Here is a 19,309-nt window from a genome sequence, read left to right as displayed (position 1 = left end):
GTTCGACGTGCTCTCATCGGCTCGACGCAAGCATAAACCACCGGCGCCGGATTGGCTGCCCCGTCGATGGTCGTTAGTGGGCCTACTTTCGGTGCAGCTCAGGAGTCCAAGCGCGTCGCATTTTCAGTATGTTAGGCGAGCTTGCTGAGTATTTGTTTATGGAGTTTGAGCGTCAGCTTGATATAGTCATGCTAATGCAACTATTCAAAGGTGGTCGCTGACCTGAGTCAGACTCGGGTCAGGCGTCAGGTGTTTTCTACAAGAAAAAAGGTCGTATATGCCGGATTACAAGACGTTGCTGGTTGAACAGGTGGGCAAAGTGGCTCATATCCAGATCAACCGCCCGGAAAAGATCAACGCCATGAATCGCGATTTCTGGCTGGAAATGGTCGATGTATTCAACTGGGTCGACGAAACGCCGGAAGTGCGTTGTGCGGTCATTTCCGGCGCCGGCAAACACTTCTCTGCGGGAATCGACCTGCAGATGCTGGCGGAAGCCGCCAGCGACATGGAAAAGGACATTGGCCGCAAGGCTGAGGCGATCCGTCGCAACGTCCTGCAGCTGCAGGAATCTTTCAATGTTATCGACCGTTGCCGCAAACCGGTTATCGCAGCGGTACATGGCTACTGCATTGGCGGTGCGATTGACCTGATCAGCGCCTGCGACATGCGTTTCAGCACCGAGGACGCCAGCTTCTCGATCAAGGAAATCGACATGGGCATGGCGGCCGACGTTGGCACCTTGCAGCGTTTGCCGCGCATCATCGGCGATGGCATGATGCGGGAGCTGGCCTATACAGGCCGAGCCGTGGACGGTGTCGAGGCCGCTCGCATCGGGCTGGTTAACCGCACTTGGGCTGATTACGCGCAACTGCTGGCTGGTGTCATGGACATTGCGCAAAGCATCGCAGCCAAGTCGCCGCTGGCCATCCGCGGTACCAAGGAAATGATCCGCTTCAGTCGTGACCACAGTGTTGAGGACGGTCTGAACTACATCGCCACCTGGAACGCAGCGATGTTACAGTCGGATGACCTCAAGGCTGCCGTCATGGCCCACATGAGCAAGCAAGCTCCCGAGTTTGCAGACTGATCGACAATCGCGCTACGCAGGGATGGTGGGAGACTGAATGCCATGTTGACCGGTACCACTTCACTGGATCTTGTCAGGGACGAACTCTTCGCCAGCATGGCCGAAGTGGAAAGTCTGCTGCAGCAGTTCCTCGAAGATCGCCAGGACGGTAGCCTGCTACAGCAGTCGATCGAAGGGCTGCAGCAGTTACGCGGCACGCTGGCGCTGATCGAGCTAAAGGGAGCGGCGCTGCTGCTCGACGAAATGGTTGGCCTGGCGATGGACATTCCTGTCCACGATGGCGAAGAGCGCAATGAGCCGCTGTCGGCGCTGTGCGATGCGCTGTTCCTGCTGCAACGTTATCTGGATCAGGCGCGCCAGCAGGGGCGTGAGCGTCCCGAACTGTTACTGCCGATGATCAACCAGATGCGTCAGCATCGCTCGGGCGTCCCGCCGTTGCCGGACGGCCATTTCTATCCGTTGCCGGTTGCCGGCTTGCCCGCAGGGTTTCGCCCGGGCTCCAACGAGCCGGGTGACGCCAAGGTATTCGGGCGTCTGCGTCAAATGTATCAGTTGGGACTGCTCGGCTTGCTCCGTGATGACGGGCTGGCTGCTTCGGTACCCCTGATGCAGCGCTCTCTGGCACGGTTTGAAAGTAGCCTCGGTTCGCGAATGGCGACGCTGTGCTGGGTAGCCGGCGCAGCACTTGAGGCGCTTGAGCAGACGCCGTTGAGTCTGACGCCCACGCGCAAGAAACTGTTCGCGCTGCTTGATCGCGAGATCCGTAATGCGCTGGCGTCCGGTGCCAGCCACCGCATGAACGAAGCGCTGTTACGTGAACTGCTGTACATGGTTGCACTGGCTGACTCCAGCTGTGAGCGCTGCGTTGAAGTCAGTACGGCCTATAAGCTGCCCGATCCGGGATTTACCGAGTACGAACTGAACGAGGCCTTTGCGCGTCTGCATGGGCCGAGTATCGACGTCATGCGCTCGGTCGCCGAAGCGTTGCGTGAAGAGGTCAACGCGATCAAGGATCTGCTTGACCTACTGGCGCGCAATGCTGGCGATGCTGATCAGTCGCTGGAAAGCCTTTCTTCCGGCCTTGATCGACTGTGGAAGACGCTGTCGATGTTGGATCTCAAGGCCGAGTCCGAGGCGATCAAGGCGATCGGTGGGCAGCTGACTGACTGGCAGCCAGATCGTTTGGATATTCTCGAGCAGGTTGCCGATGCGGTTCTGCGAGCCGAGACGGCCGTCAATCGCCTGGACTCCACCGCAATGGGCGCTGACGCTGGAAGTGCCGCCGAGGGTGAGTTCGGGGAGCCGCTGGAGCTTAAGGAAGCTCGAATCGTTTTGATTGAAGAGTCACAAGCTGGATTGGCTTTGGCCAAGCGTGCAATTACTGCGTACATGGAGTCGGGCAACGACGCCATGCACCTTTTGAACGTCCCGCCGTCGCTTGAGACGGTGCGTGGCGGTCTGGTTTTCCTCGGGATGGGCCGGGCGGCCAGCATCATCAACATGGCCGCCAACTTCATCCGCGAGACCATGCTGGAGCGCAAGCAAGTACCGGCTGATGCGCAGCTTGAGGTGCTGGCCGATGCGTTGACCAGCATTGAGTTTTATCTGGAGTCGGCCGAGCGTGCGACCGTGGCGACGGCCGATGTGCTGTCGCTGGCGGAGGAAAGCATGGCAGAGCTGGGATACGCCGTATCGGGGAATACGTCCGAATGAGATCCTTCCGTTTGTTTCAACCCGCCGCGCGGCTGGATGCCGCCGCACAGCGCGACGGGATTGTGGTTGTTTTTCATCAGAACCAGTTTGCAATGTACGACGGCAGTCTGTTGCATGATCCGGATCAGGCGATGTACTTCGGTGACATCGGGCACCGTCTGCCGCTGGGCTTGGTTGACGGGCGTCCTTGTCAGTTGATCTACCTGAGTGAAAGCCTGGATATGCCCGGGCTCAGCTGGCATGGTCTGCGAACGCTCGTCGGCCAGGTGGATGACCAGGTGTTCCGGCTACTGGGTGTCGCTCAGCAACTGAATGCCTGGTATCAAAGTCATCGATTCTGCGGTTGCTGTGGCGAGCCGATGCAGGCCCGTGAAGATGAGCGGGCAATGGAGTGTCTGCGTTGCGAGCGGCGCGAATACCCCAAACTGGCGCCTTGCATCATTGTCTTGATCACGCGTGGTCGCGAGGTGCTGCTGGCGCGCTCACCGCATTTTCCTCCCGGTTTCTTTAGCACCCTGGCAGGTTTCATTGAGCCAGGCGAGTCCGTTGATGAGTGCCTGCACCGTGAGGTGAAGGAAGAGGTCAACCTCGAGGTCAGCAATCTCGAGTACCTCGGTAGCCAGAGCTGGCCGTTCCCGAATTCGCTCATGCTCGGTTTCCACGCCGAGTACGCCGGTGGCGAGATCATTCCTCAGGAGGGCGAAATCGAAGAAGCCTACTGGTGTTCGATCGACGACCTGCCGAAAATTCCGCCGCGCGGCACTATCTCGCGTTGGCTGATCGATTGTTATCTTGCACGTCAGGCGGGTGTTGAACAGCCGCCGGTGCCGGGCTGATTTCGGCGAGGAGCCACTATGCAATTCTTAGGACTGGCCCTGATTGCTGCTGTTGTTGCTGGGTTTTTGGTGTTGCTGGCGCTGAGTCAGGGGTGGCGCTTGAACTGGCTGGGCGGCTGGTTACGCGGCAATCTGCTGCTGGCCTTGCTGGCGCTGGCGGCAGTTGTTGGTCTGGCTGCCTGGGATGTCCAGCACTTCCGGGTAATTGAGAGCAAGAGCACTGCGGGTACGCTGACCTTCACGCAGACGGCGCCGCAGCAGTATGAAGCGGTGATCGCCGGGCCTGAAGGCGAGCAGAGGGTGTCGCTGGCTGGTGACTTGTGGGAGCTTGAGGTACAGGTGCTGCGCTGGCAGGGTTTGACCTCGGTGATTGGGCTTGAGGACGGCTATCGTCTGCATCGTCTGGTGGGCCGCTATCTCGCTCTGGAGCAGCAGCGTGATGCCAGCAGTGTGTTGGCTGCCAATCTCAACCCGACGCCAGCATGGCGCGACCTTTGGGTCTGGACGGATCGTCTGGGCGGTCATTCCCTGATCCAGGCTGATGCCTTTGAAGTGCGCTTCGTGCCTTTGGTTGACGGGGCTCGTTTCTCGCTCGATATTGGCCCGACTGGATTGACGCCGGAGCCGCTGAACGCTCAGGCGAAGGCGGCGATGAAGCGCTTTAAGTGAGCTTGTTGCGATAACAAAAAAAGGCTGCCCTTGGGCAGCCTTTTTTATTGGTACTGAATGATCAGGCGAGCATGCCTCCATCAACGTTCAGGGCTGCGCCGGTGGTGTAGCTGGAAGCATCACTGACCAGATACAGCACGGTGCCGGCCATCTCGGACGGGTCCGCTGCACGTGCCAGCGGAATGCGCTCCAGGGCAGGCTTGAGGATGGCGTCGTTGGTGGTCAGCGCCGAGGCGAACTTGGTGTCGGTCAGACCTGGCAGCAGAGCGTTGCAGCGGATGCCGAACTGGGCGGTTTCCTTGGCGAAAACCTTGGTCATGTTGATGACCGCGGCCTTGGTGATCGAGTAGATGCCTTGCAGCTGGCCGGGGACCACGCCGTTGACCGAGGCAACGTTGAGGATGTTGCCGCCGCCGTTTTCGCGCATCAGTTTGCCGGCTTCAACCGACATGAAGAAGTAGCCGCGGATGTTGACGTCTACCGTCTTCTGGAACGCGCCCAGGTCGGTGTCCAGCACGTTGCCGAAGTAGGGGTTGGCTGCAGCGTTGTTGACCAGGATGTCCAGCTTGCCGAATTGCTCGCGGATGGCCGCAACGGTTGCAACGATCTGATCCATGTCACCAATGTGGCAAGCCAGTGCAGAGGCTTTGCCGCCAGCCGCGACGATGGCGTCGGCAACGGCCTGGCAGTCGTCGATCTTGCGGCTGGAGATGATCACGTGTGCGCCTTGCTGAGCCAGCAGCTTGGCGATGGCCTCGCCGATACCGCGGCTAGCGCCGGTTACCAGGGCAACTTTGCCGTCCAGGTCGAACAGTTGGGTCTTTTGCATGATGGATCCTTGTTGTCTTGCTGCCCCGGGTCATGAGGCTGTCAGTGGGTGCCGGTCAGCTGCTGTGGGCAGAGCTCTCTGCGACACGGCGTGACCGCCTAATCTAATGCAGTGGCAGGGTGCGAACAAGGAAAGGAGGGATGAATCAGGGGCGGTGTTGGCCGCCCATTGTCTTGATCAATGGGGTGGCGGCAGCAAGGCGGACAAAGTGCGTTTACGGCGCGCGCAGCGCTTGTTGGCGGGCTTGCTGCAACATATGCAGCGTCACCTTGCGGACTTCAGACTTGCTGGCTTCGATGTGCTCAAGCAGCAGGCGTTGGGCTTCATCCAGCTTGCCCTCGCTGATCTGTTGCAAGATGAGGGCGTGCTCTTCGTAGGTTTTCTCGAGTCGCTCTGCTCGTTCAAAGTCCAGCTTGCGTATCAAGCGTATGCGTTCGCAGATATCAGCATGCAGACGGGCCATCTCGCGGTTGCCGGCCGCTTCGACCAGCTGGCAGTGGAAGCGCTCGTCCAGCATGAATACCTCGCTGCCGTCGCTGACGCGCTGTTCGTACGGAACAGCCCAGATGCTCTGCAGTTCCGCTAGCGTGCTGCTGGCGGCTGCACTGATAGTGGTGGAGCAGAGGCGGCGTACGGCCTCCATCTCCAGCACGATACGCAGTTCGTAGAGTTCTTCGAACTGCGTGAAGTCGAAGCCTCGAACTTGCCAGCCGCTGCGAAAGCGAACCTCCAGGTAGCCTTCACGTTCCAGCTGGTAGAGTGCTTGGCGCACGGGCGTGCGGCTTGCCTGCATGCGCTCGGCGATCTCGCCCTCCGAGAAACGATCACCCGGCAGCAAGCGGAAGGACAGGATGTCCTCCTTGAGTTGTGCGTGAATGCGCTCGGCGAGGTTCTCCCGCCGAGCCTGTGCTTTCGTTGGTGTGCCGAGCTGCACGTTGTCGCTCCGATCAGGCTGCGCTGAGGCTGGCGATGAACGCGCGCCAACCACCGAAGCTGGTGATGTCTCTGGCACTCGCCAGCGCGGCCGGTTCGCAGATAAATCCTTTCACCCAGCGGCCGTCGGCCAGCTCCAGATTACCAATGCCGAGCGGTGCCGGGATTTCGGCGACGAATTCGCCAAAGCGAGCCAGTGGGATGTCCCAGAGCTCAACAATGATCTGTGCTCCGTCCTGCTCAACGCGCGCGAGACCGGGTTTGGGTGGAACGGTGCCGGGTAGGGCGTAGAGGCGATAGTCAGAACAGGTCAGGGTCTGCTCGACCAGCACGGCATCCCGTGTAGTCAGCTGGAAGTTCAAAGGCATGCCGGTCAGGTGTGCACCAACAACCGCAACGCGCACGCTACCTGGTGCCTGTGCGTTCTGGGTTTGCGCTGGACAGGGTTTCTTTGTTGCGCCCAGCGGTAGCGCCTGGGCCTGCTGCCAGCGTTTGCCCAACTCGGCAAGTGCGTGATCATGCCACGCGGGGGCGATCAGCGTAACGCCGGCAGGCAGGCCGTCTTCGCGGAACCCTGCGGGTACGGCCAGAGCGCTGAGGTCTGCCAGATTGGTGAAATTGGTGTAGGTACCAAACTGGCTGTTATAGAGCACCGGCTCCTCAGCCATTTCTTCGAGGCGGCGAATGGTCGGGGAGGTCGGTACCAGCAGAGCGTCGAATTGAGCGAGGATCAGGTTGATCCGGCGGGACAGTTCGGCGCGCGTGTACTCGGCGGTGTAGGCATCGCAGGCGCTGTACTTGTGGCCACCTTCGACAATCCCTCGTACGACCGGGTCCATCTTGTCCGGGTCCATGTCGCCAACAGCCACGGTGCGTTCCGCTACCCAGGATCCCTGATACAGCTGCGCTGCTAATTCAGCAAAGGGGGCGAAGTCGATCTCAACCAGATCTGCACCAAACGCGCGCCACTTCTCGAGTGCTGCCTCATAGGCCGCCTGCATCTGCGTGTCGCCGAAAAACTCAGGGTTTGCAGGGACTGCAAGTTTGGGCTTGGCTGGCAAGCCGACCGGTGCGGTACAAGGATTGGCCCGGCTGTAGGCGTCGCTGGGGTCGAAGCCGCCGGCCACATTCGCCACTGTTTCGGCGTCAGCGACGGTCAGGGCAAATACAGAAATGCAATCCAGTGTTCTGCAAGCCGGCACCAGGCCGGTGTTGGAGAGCCAGCCACGGGTGGGTTTCAGGCCGACGATATTGTTGAAGCCAGCCGGCACGCGGCCAGAGCCTGCGGTGTCGGTGCCTAGCGCAAAGGGCACCAGGCCGCGCGCGACCACGCTGGCCGACCCTGAGCTGGAACCTCCACTAACGTATTCGGCGTTAAAACTGTTGCTGACAGCGCCGTAAGGGGAGCGCGTTCCGACCAAGCCGGTCGCAAACTGATCCAGGTTGGTCTTGCCGAACAGAATCGCGCCCGCGGCGCGAAGGCGTGATACGACCGTGGCGTCGGCTTCAGCTTCGTGAGCAAAGGCTGGGCAGGCCGCCGTGGTGTTCCAGCCCTGAGCGTCGATGTTGTCCTTGATCGCGAACGGGATGCCATACAGCGGCAGTGACTCAAGCTTACCCTCGGCCTTGGCAAGCAGGTCATCGAGGTCAGCCAGTTGGGAGGCTAGCTGGGTTTCGCTGGCGAGGCTGATCCAGGCGTTATCGTCGCTTGCCAATTCGCTGCGCAGGCTGCTCAGCAGCATTGTGGGAGACAACTTTTCTTCGCGGTAGGCCTGTTGCCAGTCGGAGAGGGTGAAGCCGAGAGTGTGTTGCGTCATGTCTGAATACCATCTTGGATACAAGTTGGTATTATTTGAGCAAGCGCCGTGCCTGTTTTAAAAATGTTAATTAAAACAGATGCTTATGTTTTATTCTTGGGCTTTTTGTGTGAGGGGGATGGCAAAGGATGCGGAGCGCTGGTGCAGGACTTTGGCGTAGGGAGCGATTGTGGTGCAGAGAGAGGCAGGTGCCAGAAAGCGGCGACCTGCCTGCCTCCAGACGCATCAGGCCGGGAACAGTTCGCCCAGCTTGAGAGCCAGCATCATGTCGCCTTCGGCGCGCAGCTTGCCGCCCATGAAGGCCTGCATGCCGTCGGTTTCACCGGTCATGACGCCAACCAGGGTTTCCTTGTCCATGATCAGGGTAACGTTCGGATCGGCTGCTTCGCCCTGAGCCAGCGCGCAGGTGCCATCCTTGACGGTGACGTTGAAGTTTTCGTCGTCAGTGATGTTGAACTGGAATACCAGATCCAGACCGGCTGCAGCGGCTGAGTTGAACTTGGATTCCATTTGGCTGGTGATTTCTGCAACGGTAGTCATCGGTGGTTCCTTTGGTGGTTAAGAGCAAGGCGCGGTATGCGCGTTGCGAATCATCTGAAGCTGATCCATTCGGGTTGCTGATGGATCTCAAGATGGGCCCGGCTGTTGAAGGACGCCAGGCTCAGCTTGTCTGCGCGATACTGCAGTCGGCTTACAGAGGTATTCACGATCTGCCAGTTCAGTTCGAACGCGCTGGTGGCTGGCATGTTCGTGATCAGTTGCAGGGCGGCGGTGATGGTGCCGCCCGAGGCGAATATGGCGACATTCTGGCCGCTGCCGCTATTGGCGCTGATAACGCGGCGTAGGCCACCTGCGACCTGGTCAACGTAGCTTTGCCAAGAGGGGCAGTCGCTGCGCTCATGGGTGTCGGTGATCCACAGCGTAACGGCGTGGCTGAATACGCGTTGAAACTCTTTGCGGTACTGGCCTGCGTTCTTGAGGTAATGCTCTGCCTCGGGAATGGCTTCCAGCACCTGCGGTAGATAGCTCTCAACAACCTGATCGGAATGGTACTCGTTGAACGCCGGATCATTCTGGATCGACAGGTTGGCTTGGTTCATTGCATCCAGCGCGTGGCGACCGGTGTCGACTTGGCGCTGCAGGGTGCCAGCGTAGGCGCTGTCAAACTGCATTCCCAATTGCTTGAAGTGCTCGCCACAGAGTTGGGATTGACGGATGCCAAGCGGAGAGAGGACGTCATAGTTTGCTGCGCCAAGCGAAGCCTGTCCGTGCCTGATCAGGTAGATACTGCCCACAATCTGCCGCCTTGTAATGATTTGTATACGGAGGTTAGGGGCAAGCTCGCGAAGCTGTCAACCAAAAATCATACGAGCGTTTGAATTTTGCCTGAGACGCCTGCACCGGTGCCTTTGTGATCCTGTATGCTTGCTCTTCAGAGCGTATAGCACAGAGACTGGAGAGCACTGTGGAATGGTTTGATCAGTATGTCTATTTTCTCGCCAAGGCCCTGACCGTTTTGGTGGTGGTGGTCTTGATCCTGGCGATGATCGCTGCCGGCAAGGCTCGTGGAAAGCGTGCTGAGGGCACTCTGAGCGTTACCCGGCTGAATGATCGGCTGCAGCGTATGCAGGAGCAGCTCAGTCAGATGGTGCTGAGCAAGAGCGCGCGCAAGGCACAGCAGAAGGCGCTGAAGCAGCAGGCGAAGGCACGTGGCAAAGAAGCGGATCTGGATGAGCAAGGTCGAGTCTATGTGCTCAACTTTCATGGTGACATCAAGGCCAGTGCGCTTGAAAACCTGCGCCATGAGGTGACTGCTGTTCTTGAGCTGGCCCGTCCTCAGGATGAGGTTGTGGTTCGTCTGGAAAGCGGCGGAGGCATGGTGCACGCCTACGGACTGGCCTCTTCGCAGCTGGTTCGGGTGCGTGAGGCGGGAATCCCTCTGACCATTTCGGTCGACAAGGTCGCGGCCAGTGGTGGGTACATGATGGCTTGTATCGCCGACCGGGTACTTGCCGCGCCATTTGCCATGCTTGGTTCTATCGGCGTAGTTGCTCAGTTGCCCAACTTCAATCGTTTGCTGAAAAAACACGATATCGATTTTGAAATGCTGACGGCGGGCGAGTACAAGCGCACACTGACTGTATTTGGCGAGAACAGTGACAAGGCGCGAGAGAAGTTTCAGGATGACCTAGAGAACATTCACGGCCTGTTTAAGCAGTTTGTCTCACGTTATCGCCCGAGCCTTGATATCGAAGCGGTTGCCACAGGCGAGGTCTGGTTCGGCAGCGAGGCGCTGGAGCGTGGCCTCGCCGACGAGATCAAGACCAGCGACCAGTATCTGTGTGAACGAGTCAAACAGGCTGATGTATTTGAGGTGCAGTTTGAGCAGCGCAAGCGCCTGCAGGACCGCTTGTCCGGCGGGCTGGCTCAGGCAGCAGATCGACTGTTGCTGACCTGGGTGTCGCGCTTCAACAATCAACGTTTCTGGTAGGAGTGGATATGTCTGAATTCAAGGCGCTGGTGGTGTCGGAGCAGGACGGTCGTTACGTCACCGAGATCAAGCAACGGCACGTGGACGAGTTGCCTGCCGGGGAAGTGCTCATTCGTGTGCGCTACTCCTCGCTGAACTACAAGGATGCGCTTTCCGCCAGCGGCAATAAGGGTGTGACGCGTAACTTCCCGCACACGCCCGGTATCGACGCTGCGGGTGTCGTTGAAGCCAGTTCGGTACCTGAGTTGGCGGTCGGTGATGAAGTCATCGTCACCGGGTATGACTTGGGCATGAATACGGCGGGCGGCTTTGGTCAGTACATTCGGGTACCTGCCGGCTGGGTCATCAAGCGCCCGGAAGGGCTGTCCCTGCGCGACAGCATGGTGTTGGGTACTGCCGGTCTGACGGCGGCGCTGTGCATCGACAAACTGGAACAGGCGGGCCTGACGCCGGACCAGGGGCCGGTGCTGGTCACGGGTGCGACGGGCGGCGTGGGCAGCATTGCAGTGGCGATCTTGGCAAGCCTGGGCTATGAAGTGGCTGCGTCGACCGGCAAGGCGGATCAGGCTGAAATGCTCAAAGGCTTGGGTGCCAGTCAGATTGTTGATCGCGCAGCGCTGGCGGCGGGTGTCGAGAAGATGCTGCTGAAGGAGCAGTGGGCCGGTGCGGTTGATACCGTCGGCGGCGATATTCTGTTCAATGTGGTCAAGTCTCTGCGTTACGGCGCCAGTGTGGCGACCTGTGGCATGACCGCTGGCGGCGGTTTTGCTGCCAGTGTTTTCCCGTTCATCCTGCGTAACGTGAACCTGCTGGGAGTTGACTCCGTTGAGCTGCCGCTGGTGGTGAAGGCGTCGATGTGGGATCGGTTGTCACTGCAGTGGAAAACCGATCTGCATAACCTCGAGCGCGAGGTCACGCTGGATCAGTTGCCGGCTGAGATTGAGCGCATTCTGGCTGGCAAGATGGTTGGTCGAGTCGTCGTCAATCTCGATTGATCAGCGTGGTTTGCTGTAGACATAAAAAAACCGGGGCATTGCCCCGGTTTTTTTATTTGCGTCTCAAGCGCGGCGGCGGAACAGCGGTAGTGGCTGGTCGGTCGCTGCCTGATAGCAGTTGGAGAAGTCTTTCAGACTTTCCAGTGCGTCCTCGGCATTGCGGTCGGCACGCAGGGCGTAGGCGTCAAAACCGCAGCGCTGCATGAAGAACAGCTGGTCACGCAGCACGTCGCCGATTGCACGAACCTCGCCTTTGTACTGGTAGCGATCACGCAGCAGGCGGGCGTTGGAATAGTTGCGGCCGTCGCTGAAGACCGGGAAGTTCAGCGCGATGACCTGAAACTGGTCCAGATCGCCGGCGATGCTTTCCACCTCTTCATCGCTGTCCAGCCATACGCCCAGACCACCGTCACGCGCCTTCAGCGCGTGGCTGTGTTCCAGCCACAGGGCCAGCGGGACGATGATGCTGTCGCTGTTAGGCAGGCCGTCGAGCGTGGCGTCCTTGTCGAGCAGGTGCCAACTGTCGTTGATCACTTCACCGTTTTTAATTAGCCGCTGCATACACGCGCTCCTTGAAAGGTGCCATGCCGATACGCTTGAAGGTATCGAGGAACTGTTCTTCGGGGGTGCGGTTCTCGATGTACACATCGATCACCTTGGTCATCACACTGGGCATGTCTTCAGCGGAGAAAGACGGGCCGAGGATCTGGCCGATGCTGGCATCACGGCCGCTGTTGCCGCCGAGGGAGACCTGATAGAACTCCTGACCTTTCTTGTCGACACCCAGCACGCCGATGTGGCCAACGTGGTGGTGACCGCAGGCGTTCATGCAGCCGGAGATGTTCAGGTCCAGGTCGCCGATGTCGTGCAAGTAGTCGAGATCATCAAAGGTGCGCTGGATGGCTTCGGCGATCGGAATCGACTTGGCGTTGGCCAGGGCACAGAAATCGCCGCCGGGGCAGCAGATGATGTCGGTCAGCAGGCCGATGTTCGGCGTCGCGAAGCCGTGCTTGCGGCAGGCTTGCCACAGATCGTACAGGTCGCTCTGGCGTACGTCAGCCAGCACCAGGTTCTGCTGGTGGGTAACGCGCAGCTCGCCGAAGCTGAACTGGTCGGCCAAGTCGGCAATGGCTTCGAGTTGCTTATCGTCGGCATCGCCAGGAGCAACCGCGGTCGGCTTCAGCGACAGGGTGACGGCAGCGTAGCCCGGCACCTTGTGCGCCTGAACATTACGCATGGCCCAGTTGTTGAAGCCTTTTTCGGCTTCACGCTTGGCCAGGTAGTCGGCGTCGTCACCGCTGAATTGCTCGTAGGCAGGCGCGGAGAAGTGACCGGCAACACGATCCAGCTCCTGCTGGGTCAGGGTAGCCGGGCCATCTTTGGTGTGCGCCCATTCGGCGTTAACCTTCTCGGCAAACACTTCAGGTGTCAGCGCCTTGACCAGAATCTTGATACGCGCCTTGTACTTGTTGTCACGACGGCCATAGCGGTTGTACACACGCAGGATGGCGTCGAGGTAGGTCAGCAGGTGCTGCCACGGCAGGAATTCGCAGATCTGCGAGCCCACCATCGGCGTGCGGCCAAGGCCGCCACCGACCAGAACGCGGAAGCCGATTTCGCCTTCGGCATTACGGACGACGTTCAGACCGATGTCATGTACGCCGATTGCGGCACGGTCCGCTTCGGCGCCGTTAACGGCGATCTTGAACTTGCGCGGCAGGAAGGCAAATTCGGGGTGGAAAGTGGACCACTGACGAATGATCTCGCACCACGGGCGCGGATCAACCAGCTCATCTGCGGCAACGCCGGCAAACTGGTCGGTCGTGGTGTTGCGGATACAGTTGCCGCTGGTCTGGATGGCGTGCATCTGGACTTCGGCCAGATGGGCCAGAATGTCCGGCACATCTTCCAGCGCCGGCCAGTTGAACTGCACATTCTGGCGGGTGCTGAAGTGGACGTAACCCTTGTCGTACTCGCGGGCGATAAAGGCCAACTTGCGTACCTGTCTGGCCGAGATCAGGCCGTAGGGAATGGCGACCCGCAGCATCGGGGCATAACGCTGAACGTAGAGACCATTCTGCAAACGCAGGGGGAGGAACTCTGTTTCGCTCAATTCACCGGCAAGAAAACGGCGGGTCTGATCGCGGAACTGCCTTACGCGGTCCTCGACGATCTGCTGATCATATTCGTCGTAGATATACATACAGAAACCTGTTCATCGGGCACTGACGGCCCTTCGCTAGTCATGACCCTTCAGGCTTGGGCGGGCAGACAATAGCAGTTTTTGAATATGCACAAAAGGAATGTTTATCTATATCTTTAGATTGAAAATGCACATAAAAAGTCGCCTTGTGGGCGCTTTGGGAATGGTCTTAACTGACTGCTGTGACCATAACAATAATCAGGGGGCACTTACCATGGCTGATCAACAACTGCAGGGCAACGAATCCTCTCTCGACGCAATCGCCGCCATCGCACTGATCATGATTGTAGTTGTAGCGGCGGTGTTCTGGGTGAGCGGCCAATAGTCTGCGTGGTAACTCAGACGCCAGCCATGTGCAGTACCAGTTTCACCACACCGAATACCACCAGTACGAAAACCAGCGTAAAGGCGATGCCTAGGGCGATGAAGTGACTGGGCTTGCCGCGTGAGAAGTCGCGCTCACGGGCGCGATTGCTTTGCACGCCAAGCGCTGCCGCGGCTACGCTTTGCAGGGTGTCACGCAGTCGCATCGGTTGCTCGTTACTCGGTTTTTGTTCCTGGTCGCTCATGCCGCCTCCGATTCATCCTTCCACAGCAGCATAGTCGTCTCAGGGTATTTGCGCTGGTCAGATGTCGATTCTGGCCCAATGCCGGCGGCGCCACATGATCGCGAAGATCAGTGAGTTAATGCAGCGATTTACCGATTGCAGTAGCCAGACCGCCAGTAGCCCGCCGCCCATGACTGGGCCAATGAGATAGGCGCAGGGTAAAAACAGCAGCCACTGGGTCCCGAAGTTGACGCCCATGACCGTGCGACTGGCGCCGGCGCCCAAGAGTGCCTGGGTCAGTACCAATGCGGTAGCGTCGAGGCTCATGCCGAGACCGGTGATGCGCAGCGGCCATTCGCCCAGCGCAATCAGATTCGCGTCAGGCGTGAACATACCCAAAATCAGGTGCGGCGCCAGCCAGAAGGGCACGCCGAGTAGAAACAAGGCGCATGCGGCCACGCGTACCACGTCCCAACCCCAGCGATAGGCTTCTTCGCGATCATTCTCGCCAAGGCTATGACTGACCAGCGTGGTTGCGGCCATGCCCAGGCCAACACCGGGAAGGATGAGAAACAGCGCGAGGTTGGTCAGCACGTGGGCGATGGCCAGTTCGTCGGTACCAATCTGCGCGATGATCCAGAACAGGGTGGTGATGCCGGTGGCGAAAAAGAACTGCTGCAGGGAGTTCGGCAGTGCCAGCCGAAGCATTGCGCGGATATCCCGCCAGCGCGGGCGGGCACGTAGGAATCCGTGCTCGCGGCCGCTGTGCCATGTGGCGACAAAGTAGAGTGCAGAGCCGATCAGCATGGCAATCGCGGTGCCGGCGCCAGAACCTTCTGCGCCCATTTCCGGTAGTCCCAAGCGGCCGAAGATTAGGCCGTAGCTGATGCCGATGTTGGCCAGATGCATGATCACCAGGATCTGCAGATAGCGCCCGGAGTTGTGGGTGCCATTCCAGTAACCGCGAAAGGCAAAGTTGGCGCCAACCGCGGCGATGGCCAGCACACGCCACTGGAAATAACCCGTACCGACTTCCACGACTGCCGGATCGTCGGCAAGAAAGCGGATGATTGCATCGGCCTGTGTCCAGCCGAACAATGTGAGCGGGATGGCCAGCAGCAGGGCGATGAGCAAGCCTTCGTTCAGTGGTGCGGCAATCTCACCGGTCGCGCCCGCGCCCTTGCGGCGGGCAACCATGGCCTGAACTCCTGCCCCCAGCCCCATGACTAGTGCTACGGCCATGAAGTTGGCGTAGCTGCCGAGGCCAACGCCCGCCAGCGCTTCGCTGCCGAGGCTGCCGACCATCGCGGCATCAATCAGGTTCAGCAAGCTCTGGCTGAGCATGCCACCCATGATCGGCAAGCCGAGGGTGGCGATGCTCTTGAGCCGGTCGCGCGCCGGCAGCACGGCCATCAGTTCAGCGGTCGTAGTTCAGGTTCGGAGCGAGCCAGCGCTCGACGCCGTCCTGTTCTTGCTGCTTGCGCTGGCTGTAAGACTCAACCTGATCGCGACCGATCTTGCCCACCGCGAAGTACTGGCTCTGCGGATGCGAGAAGTACCAGCCGCTGACGGATGCTGCCGGGTACATGGCGAAGTGCTCGGTCAGGTCCACGCCGCACTGCTGCTTCGGATCGAGCAGCTTGAACAGCGTGGCTTTCTCGGTGTGATCCGGGCAGGCCGGGTAGCCCGGCGCAGGACGAATGCCGCGGTATTTCTCGCGGATCAGGTCGTCGTTGGCCAGATGCTCGTCATCGGCGTAACCCCAGTAGTCCTTGCGCACCTGCTCGTGCAGCCACTCGGCGCAGGCTTCGGCCAGGCGGTCGGCCAGCGCTTTAACCATGATCGCGTTGTAGTCGTCACCCTTGGCCTCGTACTCCTTGGCCATTTCCTCGGCACCGATGCCAGCAGTGGTGATGAAGCCGCCGACGTAGTCGGTCTTGCCGCTATCGTCGGGCGCGACGAAGTCGGCCAGCGACAGGTTGGGCTTGCCATCCGGCTTGATGTTTTGCTGACGCAGGTGGTGTAGCCGGGCGAGTGGGGAGCCGTTCTCGTCGCACAATTGGATGTCGTCGCCATCCACCTGATTTGCCGGCCAGAAGCCGAACAGTGCGCGAGCAGTCAGACGCTTCTCACTGATGATTTTTTCCAGCAGCGCCTGAGCGTCGTTGAACAGCGAGGTGGCGGCTTCGCCGACGACTTCGTCCTGCAGGATGCGCGGGTATTTGCCGGCCAGATCCCAGGCGATAAAGAACGGCGTCCAGTCGATGTATTCAGCCAGCGTGCGCAGATCGATGTTGTCCAGTAGCTGGACACCTTGTACGCGGGGTACTGGCGGAACGTAATCGCTCCAGTCGAGTTGCAGGCGGTTGTCGAGCGCCTGCTGGTAGGTCAGGTACTCGGTGCGAGCTGAGCGGTTGGCGGTGCGCTCGCGTACCACAGCGTAGTCCTCACGTACCTTCTGCACATAGCCGCTCTTCAGTTCCTTGGAGAGCAGCGAGGTGGCGACGCCGACGGCACGGGAAGCATCGGTCACGTAGACCACCGCGTCGTTGTGGTAATGCGGTTCGATTTTCACCGCGGTATGCGCCTTGGACGTAGTGGCGCCACCGATCAGCAGCGGCAGGTGGAAGTCGCGGCGCTGCATTTCGCGGGCAACGTGGACCATCTCGTCGAGCGACGGGGTGATCAGGCCGGACAGACCAATGATGTCGCACTTCTCATCAATGGCGGTCTGCAGGATCTTCTCCGCCGGCACCATTACACCCAGGTCGACAATGTCGTAGCCGTTACAGCCAAGTACCACGCCGACGATGTTCTTGCCGATATCGTGTACGTCGCCTTTGACCGTGGCCATCAGGATCTTGCCCTTGGCTTCGGGGGTGTCGCCTTTCTCTTCTTCGATAAAGGGGATCAGATGGGCAACCGCCTGTTTCATCACCCGGGCGGATTTGACCACCTGCGGCAGGAACATTTTGCCGGAGCCGAACAGGTCGCCGACCACGTTCATGCCAGCCATCAGCGGGCCCTCAATCACCTCGATCGGGCGCGTGCAGGCCTGGCGGGCGAGCTCGGTATCTTCGACGATCCAGGTGGTGATGCCCTTGACCAGTGCGTGCTCAAGGCGTTTCTCAACCGGCCAGCTGCGCCATTCCTCGTTTTCCGCTTCCTTGACGCTGCCGTCGCCCTTGAACTGGTCGGCGATGGCGAGTAGGGCCTCGGTAGCTTCGTCGCTGCGGTTGAGGACAACGTCTTCGACGCGCTCACGCAGTTCAGCCGGGATCTCGTCGTAGATCTCCAACTGGCCCGCGTTGACGATACCCATGCTCAGGCCGTTGCGGATCGCGTAATAGAGGAAGACCGAGTGGATAGCCTCGCGCACCGGGTTGTTGCCGCGGAACGAGAACGAAACGTTGGATACACCGCCCGAGCTCAGCGCATACGGCAGGTTATCGCGGATGTAGGCACAGGCGTTGATGAAGTCAACGGCGTAGTTGTTGTGCTCTTCGATGCCGGTTGCAACGGCGAAAATATTCGGGTCAAAGATGATGTCTTCCGGCGGGAAGCCGACTTCGTTGACCAGGATGTCGTAGCTGCGCTGGCAGATTTCGTTCTTGCGCGCCTCGGTGTCGGCCTGGCCTTGCTCGTCAAAGGCCATGACGACGACAGCGGCACCATAGCGCTTGCACAGACGAGCGTGATGCTTGAACTGCTCAACGCCTTCCTTCATCGAGATGGAATTGACGATGCCCTTACCCTGAATGCACTTCAGACCGGCTTCGATTACCTCCCATTTGGAGGAGTCGATCATGATCGGTACGCGGGAGATATCCGGCTCGGAGGCGATCAGGTTCAGGAACCGCACCATCGCCGCCTTGGAGTCGAGCATGCCCTCGTCCATGTTGATGTCGATCACCTGAGCGCCGGCCTCAACCTGCTGCTGAGCCACTTCCAGTGCTTCGGCGTAATTCTCTTCGCGGATCAGGCGGGCGAACTTGGCGCTGCCGGTAATGTTGGTGCGTTCACCGACGTTGACGAACAGGGAGTTGCGGTCGATGGTGAACGGTTCCAGGCCTGACAAGCGGCAGGCACGCGGGATCTCGGGGATCGTGCGCGGCGGATACTTGGCGACCGCCTCGGCAATTGCCTGAATATGGCCAGGCGTGGTGCCGCAGCAGCCGCCAATGATGTTCAGAAAACCTGCGGCGGCGAATTCTTCGACCACAGCAGCCATTTGCGCCGGGGACTCATCGTACTCACCAAACTCGTTCGGCAGGCCCGCGTTGGGGTGGGCGGAGACGTGGGTATTGGCTTTGTTCGACAGCTCTTCCAGATAGGGGCGCAGCTCTTTGGCGCCGAGTGCGCAGTTCAGGCCAACCGAAATTGGATTGGCGTGGCGCACCGAGTTCCAGAAGGCTTCGGTCGTTTGACCGGAAAGAGTGCGGCCTGAGGCGTCGGTGATGGTGCCGGAAATCATGATCGGCAACTCGACGCCGTCTTCTTCAAACACTTGCTGAACCGCAAAGATCGCGGCCTTGGCGTTCAGCGTATCGAAAATGGTCTCGATCAGGATGAGGTCGGCGCCGCCTTCGATCAGGCCGCGTGTGGCCTCGGTGTAGTTCTCGACCAGCTCGTCAAAGGTGACATTGCGGTAGCCGGGATCGTTGACGTCGGGCGAAATCGAACAGGTACGACTGGTCGGGCCAAGCACGCCGGCAACAAAGCGTGGGCGGTCAGGTGTTTCGAGCGTTTTGGCATCGCACACCTGGCGGGCGATGCGGGCGCCGGCCACGTTCAGTTCGTACGCCAGTGCCTGCATACCGTAGTCGGCCTGAGAAATCTGGGTGGCGTTGAAGGTGTTGGTTTCCAGAATGTCGGCACCGGCGTCCAGATAGGCTTTCTGGATCTCGGCGATGACCGGGCCTTGGCTCAGCAACAACAGGTCATTGTTACCCTTGACGTCGCTCGGCCAGTCGGCAAAACGCTCGCCACGGTAGTCCGCTTCCTCCAGCTTGTAGCTCTGGATCATGGTTCCCATGCCGCCATCAAGGATCAGAATACGCTGCTGCAGTGCGTCGCGCAGGGCGGTCAGGCGGGTGCTACGGTCAGACATGGGTACTCCGAAAAGAGGCGCTGAAAAGCCGGCAAGCATACCACGGCGTGCCTGTCGGCAGAATCTCTGTAGGCT

General features: G+C 59.7%; 16 protein-coding genes. 6 read left to right on the top strand and 10 right to left on the bottom strand.

Features of this window, described 5'->3' with window-relative positions; genetic code table 11:
* The first annotated feature begins 277 nt into the window (after positions 1 to 277).
* From AAFM31_RS00855 to AAFM31_RS00840, 4 genes are read left to right on the top strand one after another with little or no spacing between them, the layout of a single operon-like run.
* On the top strand, positions 278 to 1,090 hold the full coding sequence (locus AAFM31_RS00855; protein ID WP_341706000.1) for a crotonase/enoyl-CoA hydratase family protein: 813 nt from the start codon (positions 278 to 280) through the stop codon (positions 1,088 to 1,090).
* A 42-nt stretch (positions 1,091 to 1,132) separates the two neighbouring features.
* On the top strand, positions 1,133 to 2,803 hold the full coding sequence (locus tag AAFM31_RS00850) for a ferrous iron transporter B (protein ID WP_341705999.1): 1,671 nt from the start codon (positions 1,133 to 1,135) through the stop codon (positions 2,801 to 2,803).
* Positions 2,800 to 3,639 (top strand): NAD(+) diphosphatase, encoded by an 840-nt coding sequence (nudC, locus tag AAFM31_RS00845; protein WP_341705998.1) that lies wholly within the window; start codon positions 2,800 to 2,802, stop codon positions 3,637 to 3,639. Before AAFM31_RS00850 ends, nudC begins: the two co-directional genes overlap by 4 nt.
* A gap of 18 nt (positions 3,640 to 3,657) precedes the next feature.
* Positions 3,658 to 4,308 carry a hypothetical protein gene (locus AAFM31_RS00840; RefSeq protein WP_341705997.1) on the top strand — a complete coding sequence of 217 codons (651 nt, stop codon included), beginning with the start codon at positions 3,658 to 3,660 and terminating at the stop codon, positions 4,306 to 4,308.
* A 61-nt stretch (positions 4,309 to 4,369) separates the two neighbouring features.
* Here AAFM31_RS00840 and AAFM31_RS00835 read toward each other — a convergent pair whose 3' ends face one another.
* The 5 genes from AAFM31_RS00835 to AAFM31_RS00815 all read right to left on the bottom strand — a co-directional run bounded on the left by AAFM31_RS00835 (position 4,370) and on the right by AAFM31_RS00815 (position 9,182).
* A complete protein-coding gene (locus tag AAFM31_RS00835; protein WP_341705996.1) occupies positions 4,370 to 5,137 on the bottom strand; it encodes an SDR family oxidoreductase in 768 nt (255 codons plus the stop codon).
* 214 nt (positions 5,138 to 5,351) lie between these two features.
* On the bottom strand, positions 5,352 to 6,071 hold the full coding sequence (locus AAFM31_RS00830; RefSeq protein WP_341705995.1) for a GntR family transcriptional regulator: 720 nt from the start codon (positions 6,069 to 6,071) through the stop codon (positions 5,352 to 5,354).
* 13 nt (positions 6,072 to 6,084) lie between these two features.
* Positions 6,085 to 7,887 (bottom strand): allophanate hydrolase, encoded by a 1,803-nt coding sequence (gene atzF / locus AAFM31_RS00825; protein ID WP_341705994.1) that lies wholly within the window; start codon positions 7,885 to 7,887, stop codon positions 6,085 to 6,087.
* 225 nt (positions 7,888 to 8,112) lie between these two features.
* Positions 8,113 to 8,427 (bottom strand): SCP2 sterol-binding domain-containing protein, encoded by a 315-nt coding sequence (locus AAFM31_RS00820; RefSeq protein WP_321347719.1) that lies wholly within the window; start codon positions 8,425 to 8,427, stop codon positions 8,113 to 8,115.
* 50 nt (positions 8,428 to 8,477) lie between these two features.
* Positions 8,478 to 9,182, bottom strand: a complete 705-nt coding sequence (locus AAFM31_RS00815) for a histidine phosphatase family protein (protein ID WP_341705993.1) — start codon at positions 9,180 to 9,182, stop codon at positions 8,478 to 8,480.
* A gap of 170 nt (positions 9,183 to 9,352) precedes the next feature.
* Here AAFM31_RS00815 and sohB point away from each other — a divergent pair, with 170 nt between their 5' ends.
* Both sohB and AAFM31_RS00805 read left to right on the top strand, forming a co-directional pair.
* On the top strand, positions 9,353 to 10,378 hold the full coding sequence (gene sohB, locus AAFM31_RS00810; protein WP_341705992.1) for a protease SohB: 1,026 nt from the start codon (positions 9,353 to 9,355) through the stop codon (positions 10,376 to 10,378).
* Between the two features lie 8 nt (positions 10,379 to 10,386).
* Entirely contained in the window at positions 10,387 to 11,373 is a 987-nt protein-coding gene (locus tag AAFM31_RS00805; protein WP_341705991.1) for a YhdH/YhfP family quinone oxidoreductase, read from the top strand.
* A gap of 63 nt (positions 11,374 to 11,436) precedes the next feature.
* Here AAFM31_RS00805 and AAFM31_RS00800 read toward each other — a convergent pair whose 3' ends face one another.
* The 5 genes from AAFM31_RS00800 to metH form a co-directional block, all read right to left on the bottom strand.
* Complete coding sequence (locus tag AAFM31_RS00800; protein ID WP_341705990.1) at positions 11,437 to 11,934, bottom strand: DUF934 domain-containing protein; 498 nt, start codon at positions 11,932 to 11,934, stop codon at positions 11,437 to 11,439.
* Entirely contained in the window at positions 11,918 to 13,576 is a 1,659-nt protein-coding gene (locus tag AAFM31_RS00795; RefSeq protein ID WP_341705989.1) for a nitrite/sulfite reductase, read from the bottom strand. The genes AAFM31_RS00800 and AAFM31_RS00795 overlap by 17 nt, the downstream gene beginning before the upstream one ends.
* A gap of 338 nt (positions 13,577 to 13,914) precedes the next feature.
* A complete protein-coding gene (locus AAFM31_RS00790) occupies positions 13,915 to 14,145 on the bottom strand; it encodes a DUF2970 domain-containing protein (protein ID WP_341705988.1) in 231 nt (76 codons plus the stop codon).
* Between the two features lie 57 nt (positions 14,146 to 14,202).
* Positions 14,203 to 15,537, bottom strand: coding sequence for an MATE family efflux transporter (locus AAFM31_RS00785; RefSeq protein ID WP_341705987.1), 1,335 nt, complete (start codon positions 15,535 to 15,537; stop codon positions 14,203 to 14,205).
* Positions 15,538 to 15,541: 4 nt separating this feature from the next.
* Complete coding sequence (gene metH, locus AAFM31_RS00780) at positions 15,542 to 19,273, bottom strand: methionine synthase (protein WP_341705986.1); 3,732 nt, start codon at positions 19,271 to 19,273, stop codon at positions 15,542 to 15,544.
* Positions 19,274 to 19,309: the final 36 nt, after the last annotated feature.

Origin of the sequence: Halopseudomonas sp. (assembly GCF_038130085.1) — a bacterium.
Lineage (GTDB): Bacteria > Pseudomonadota > Gammaproteobacteria > Pseudomonadales > Pseudomonadaceae > Halopseudomonas.
Note: the sequence above shows the minus strand (reverse complement) of the source record. Positions and strands in the feature narration are given on the sequence as shown.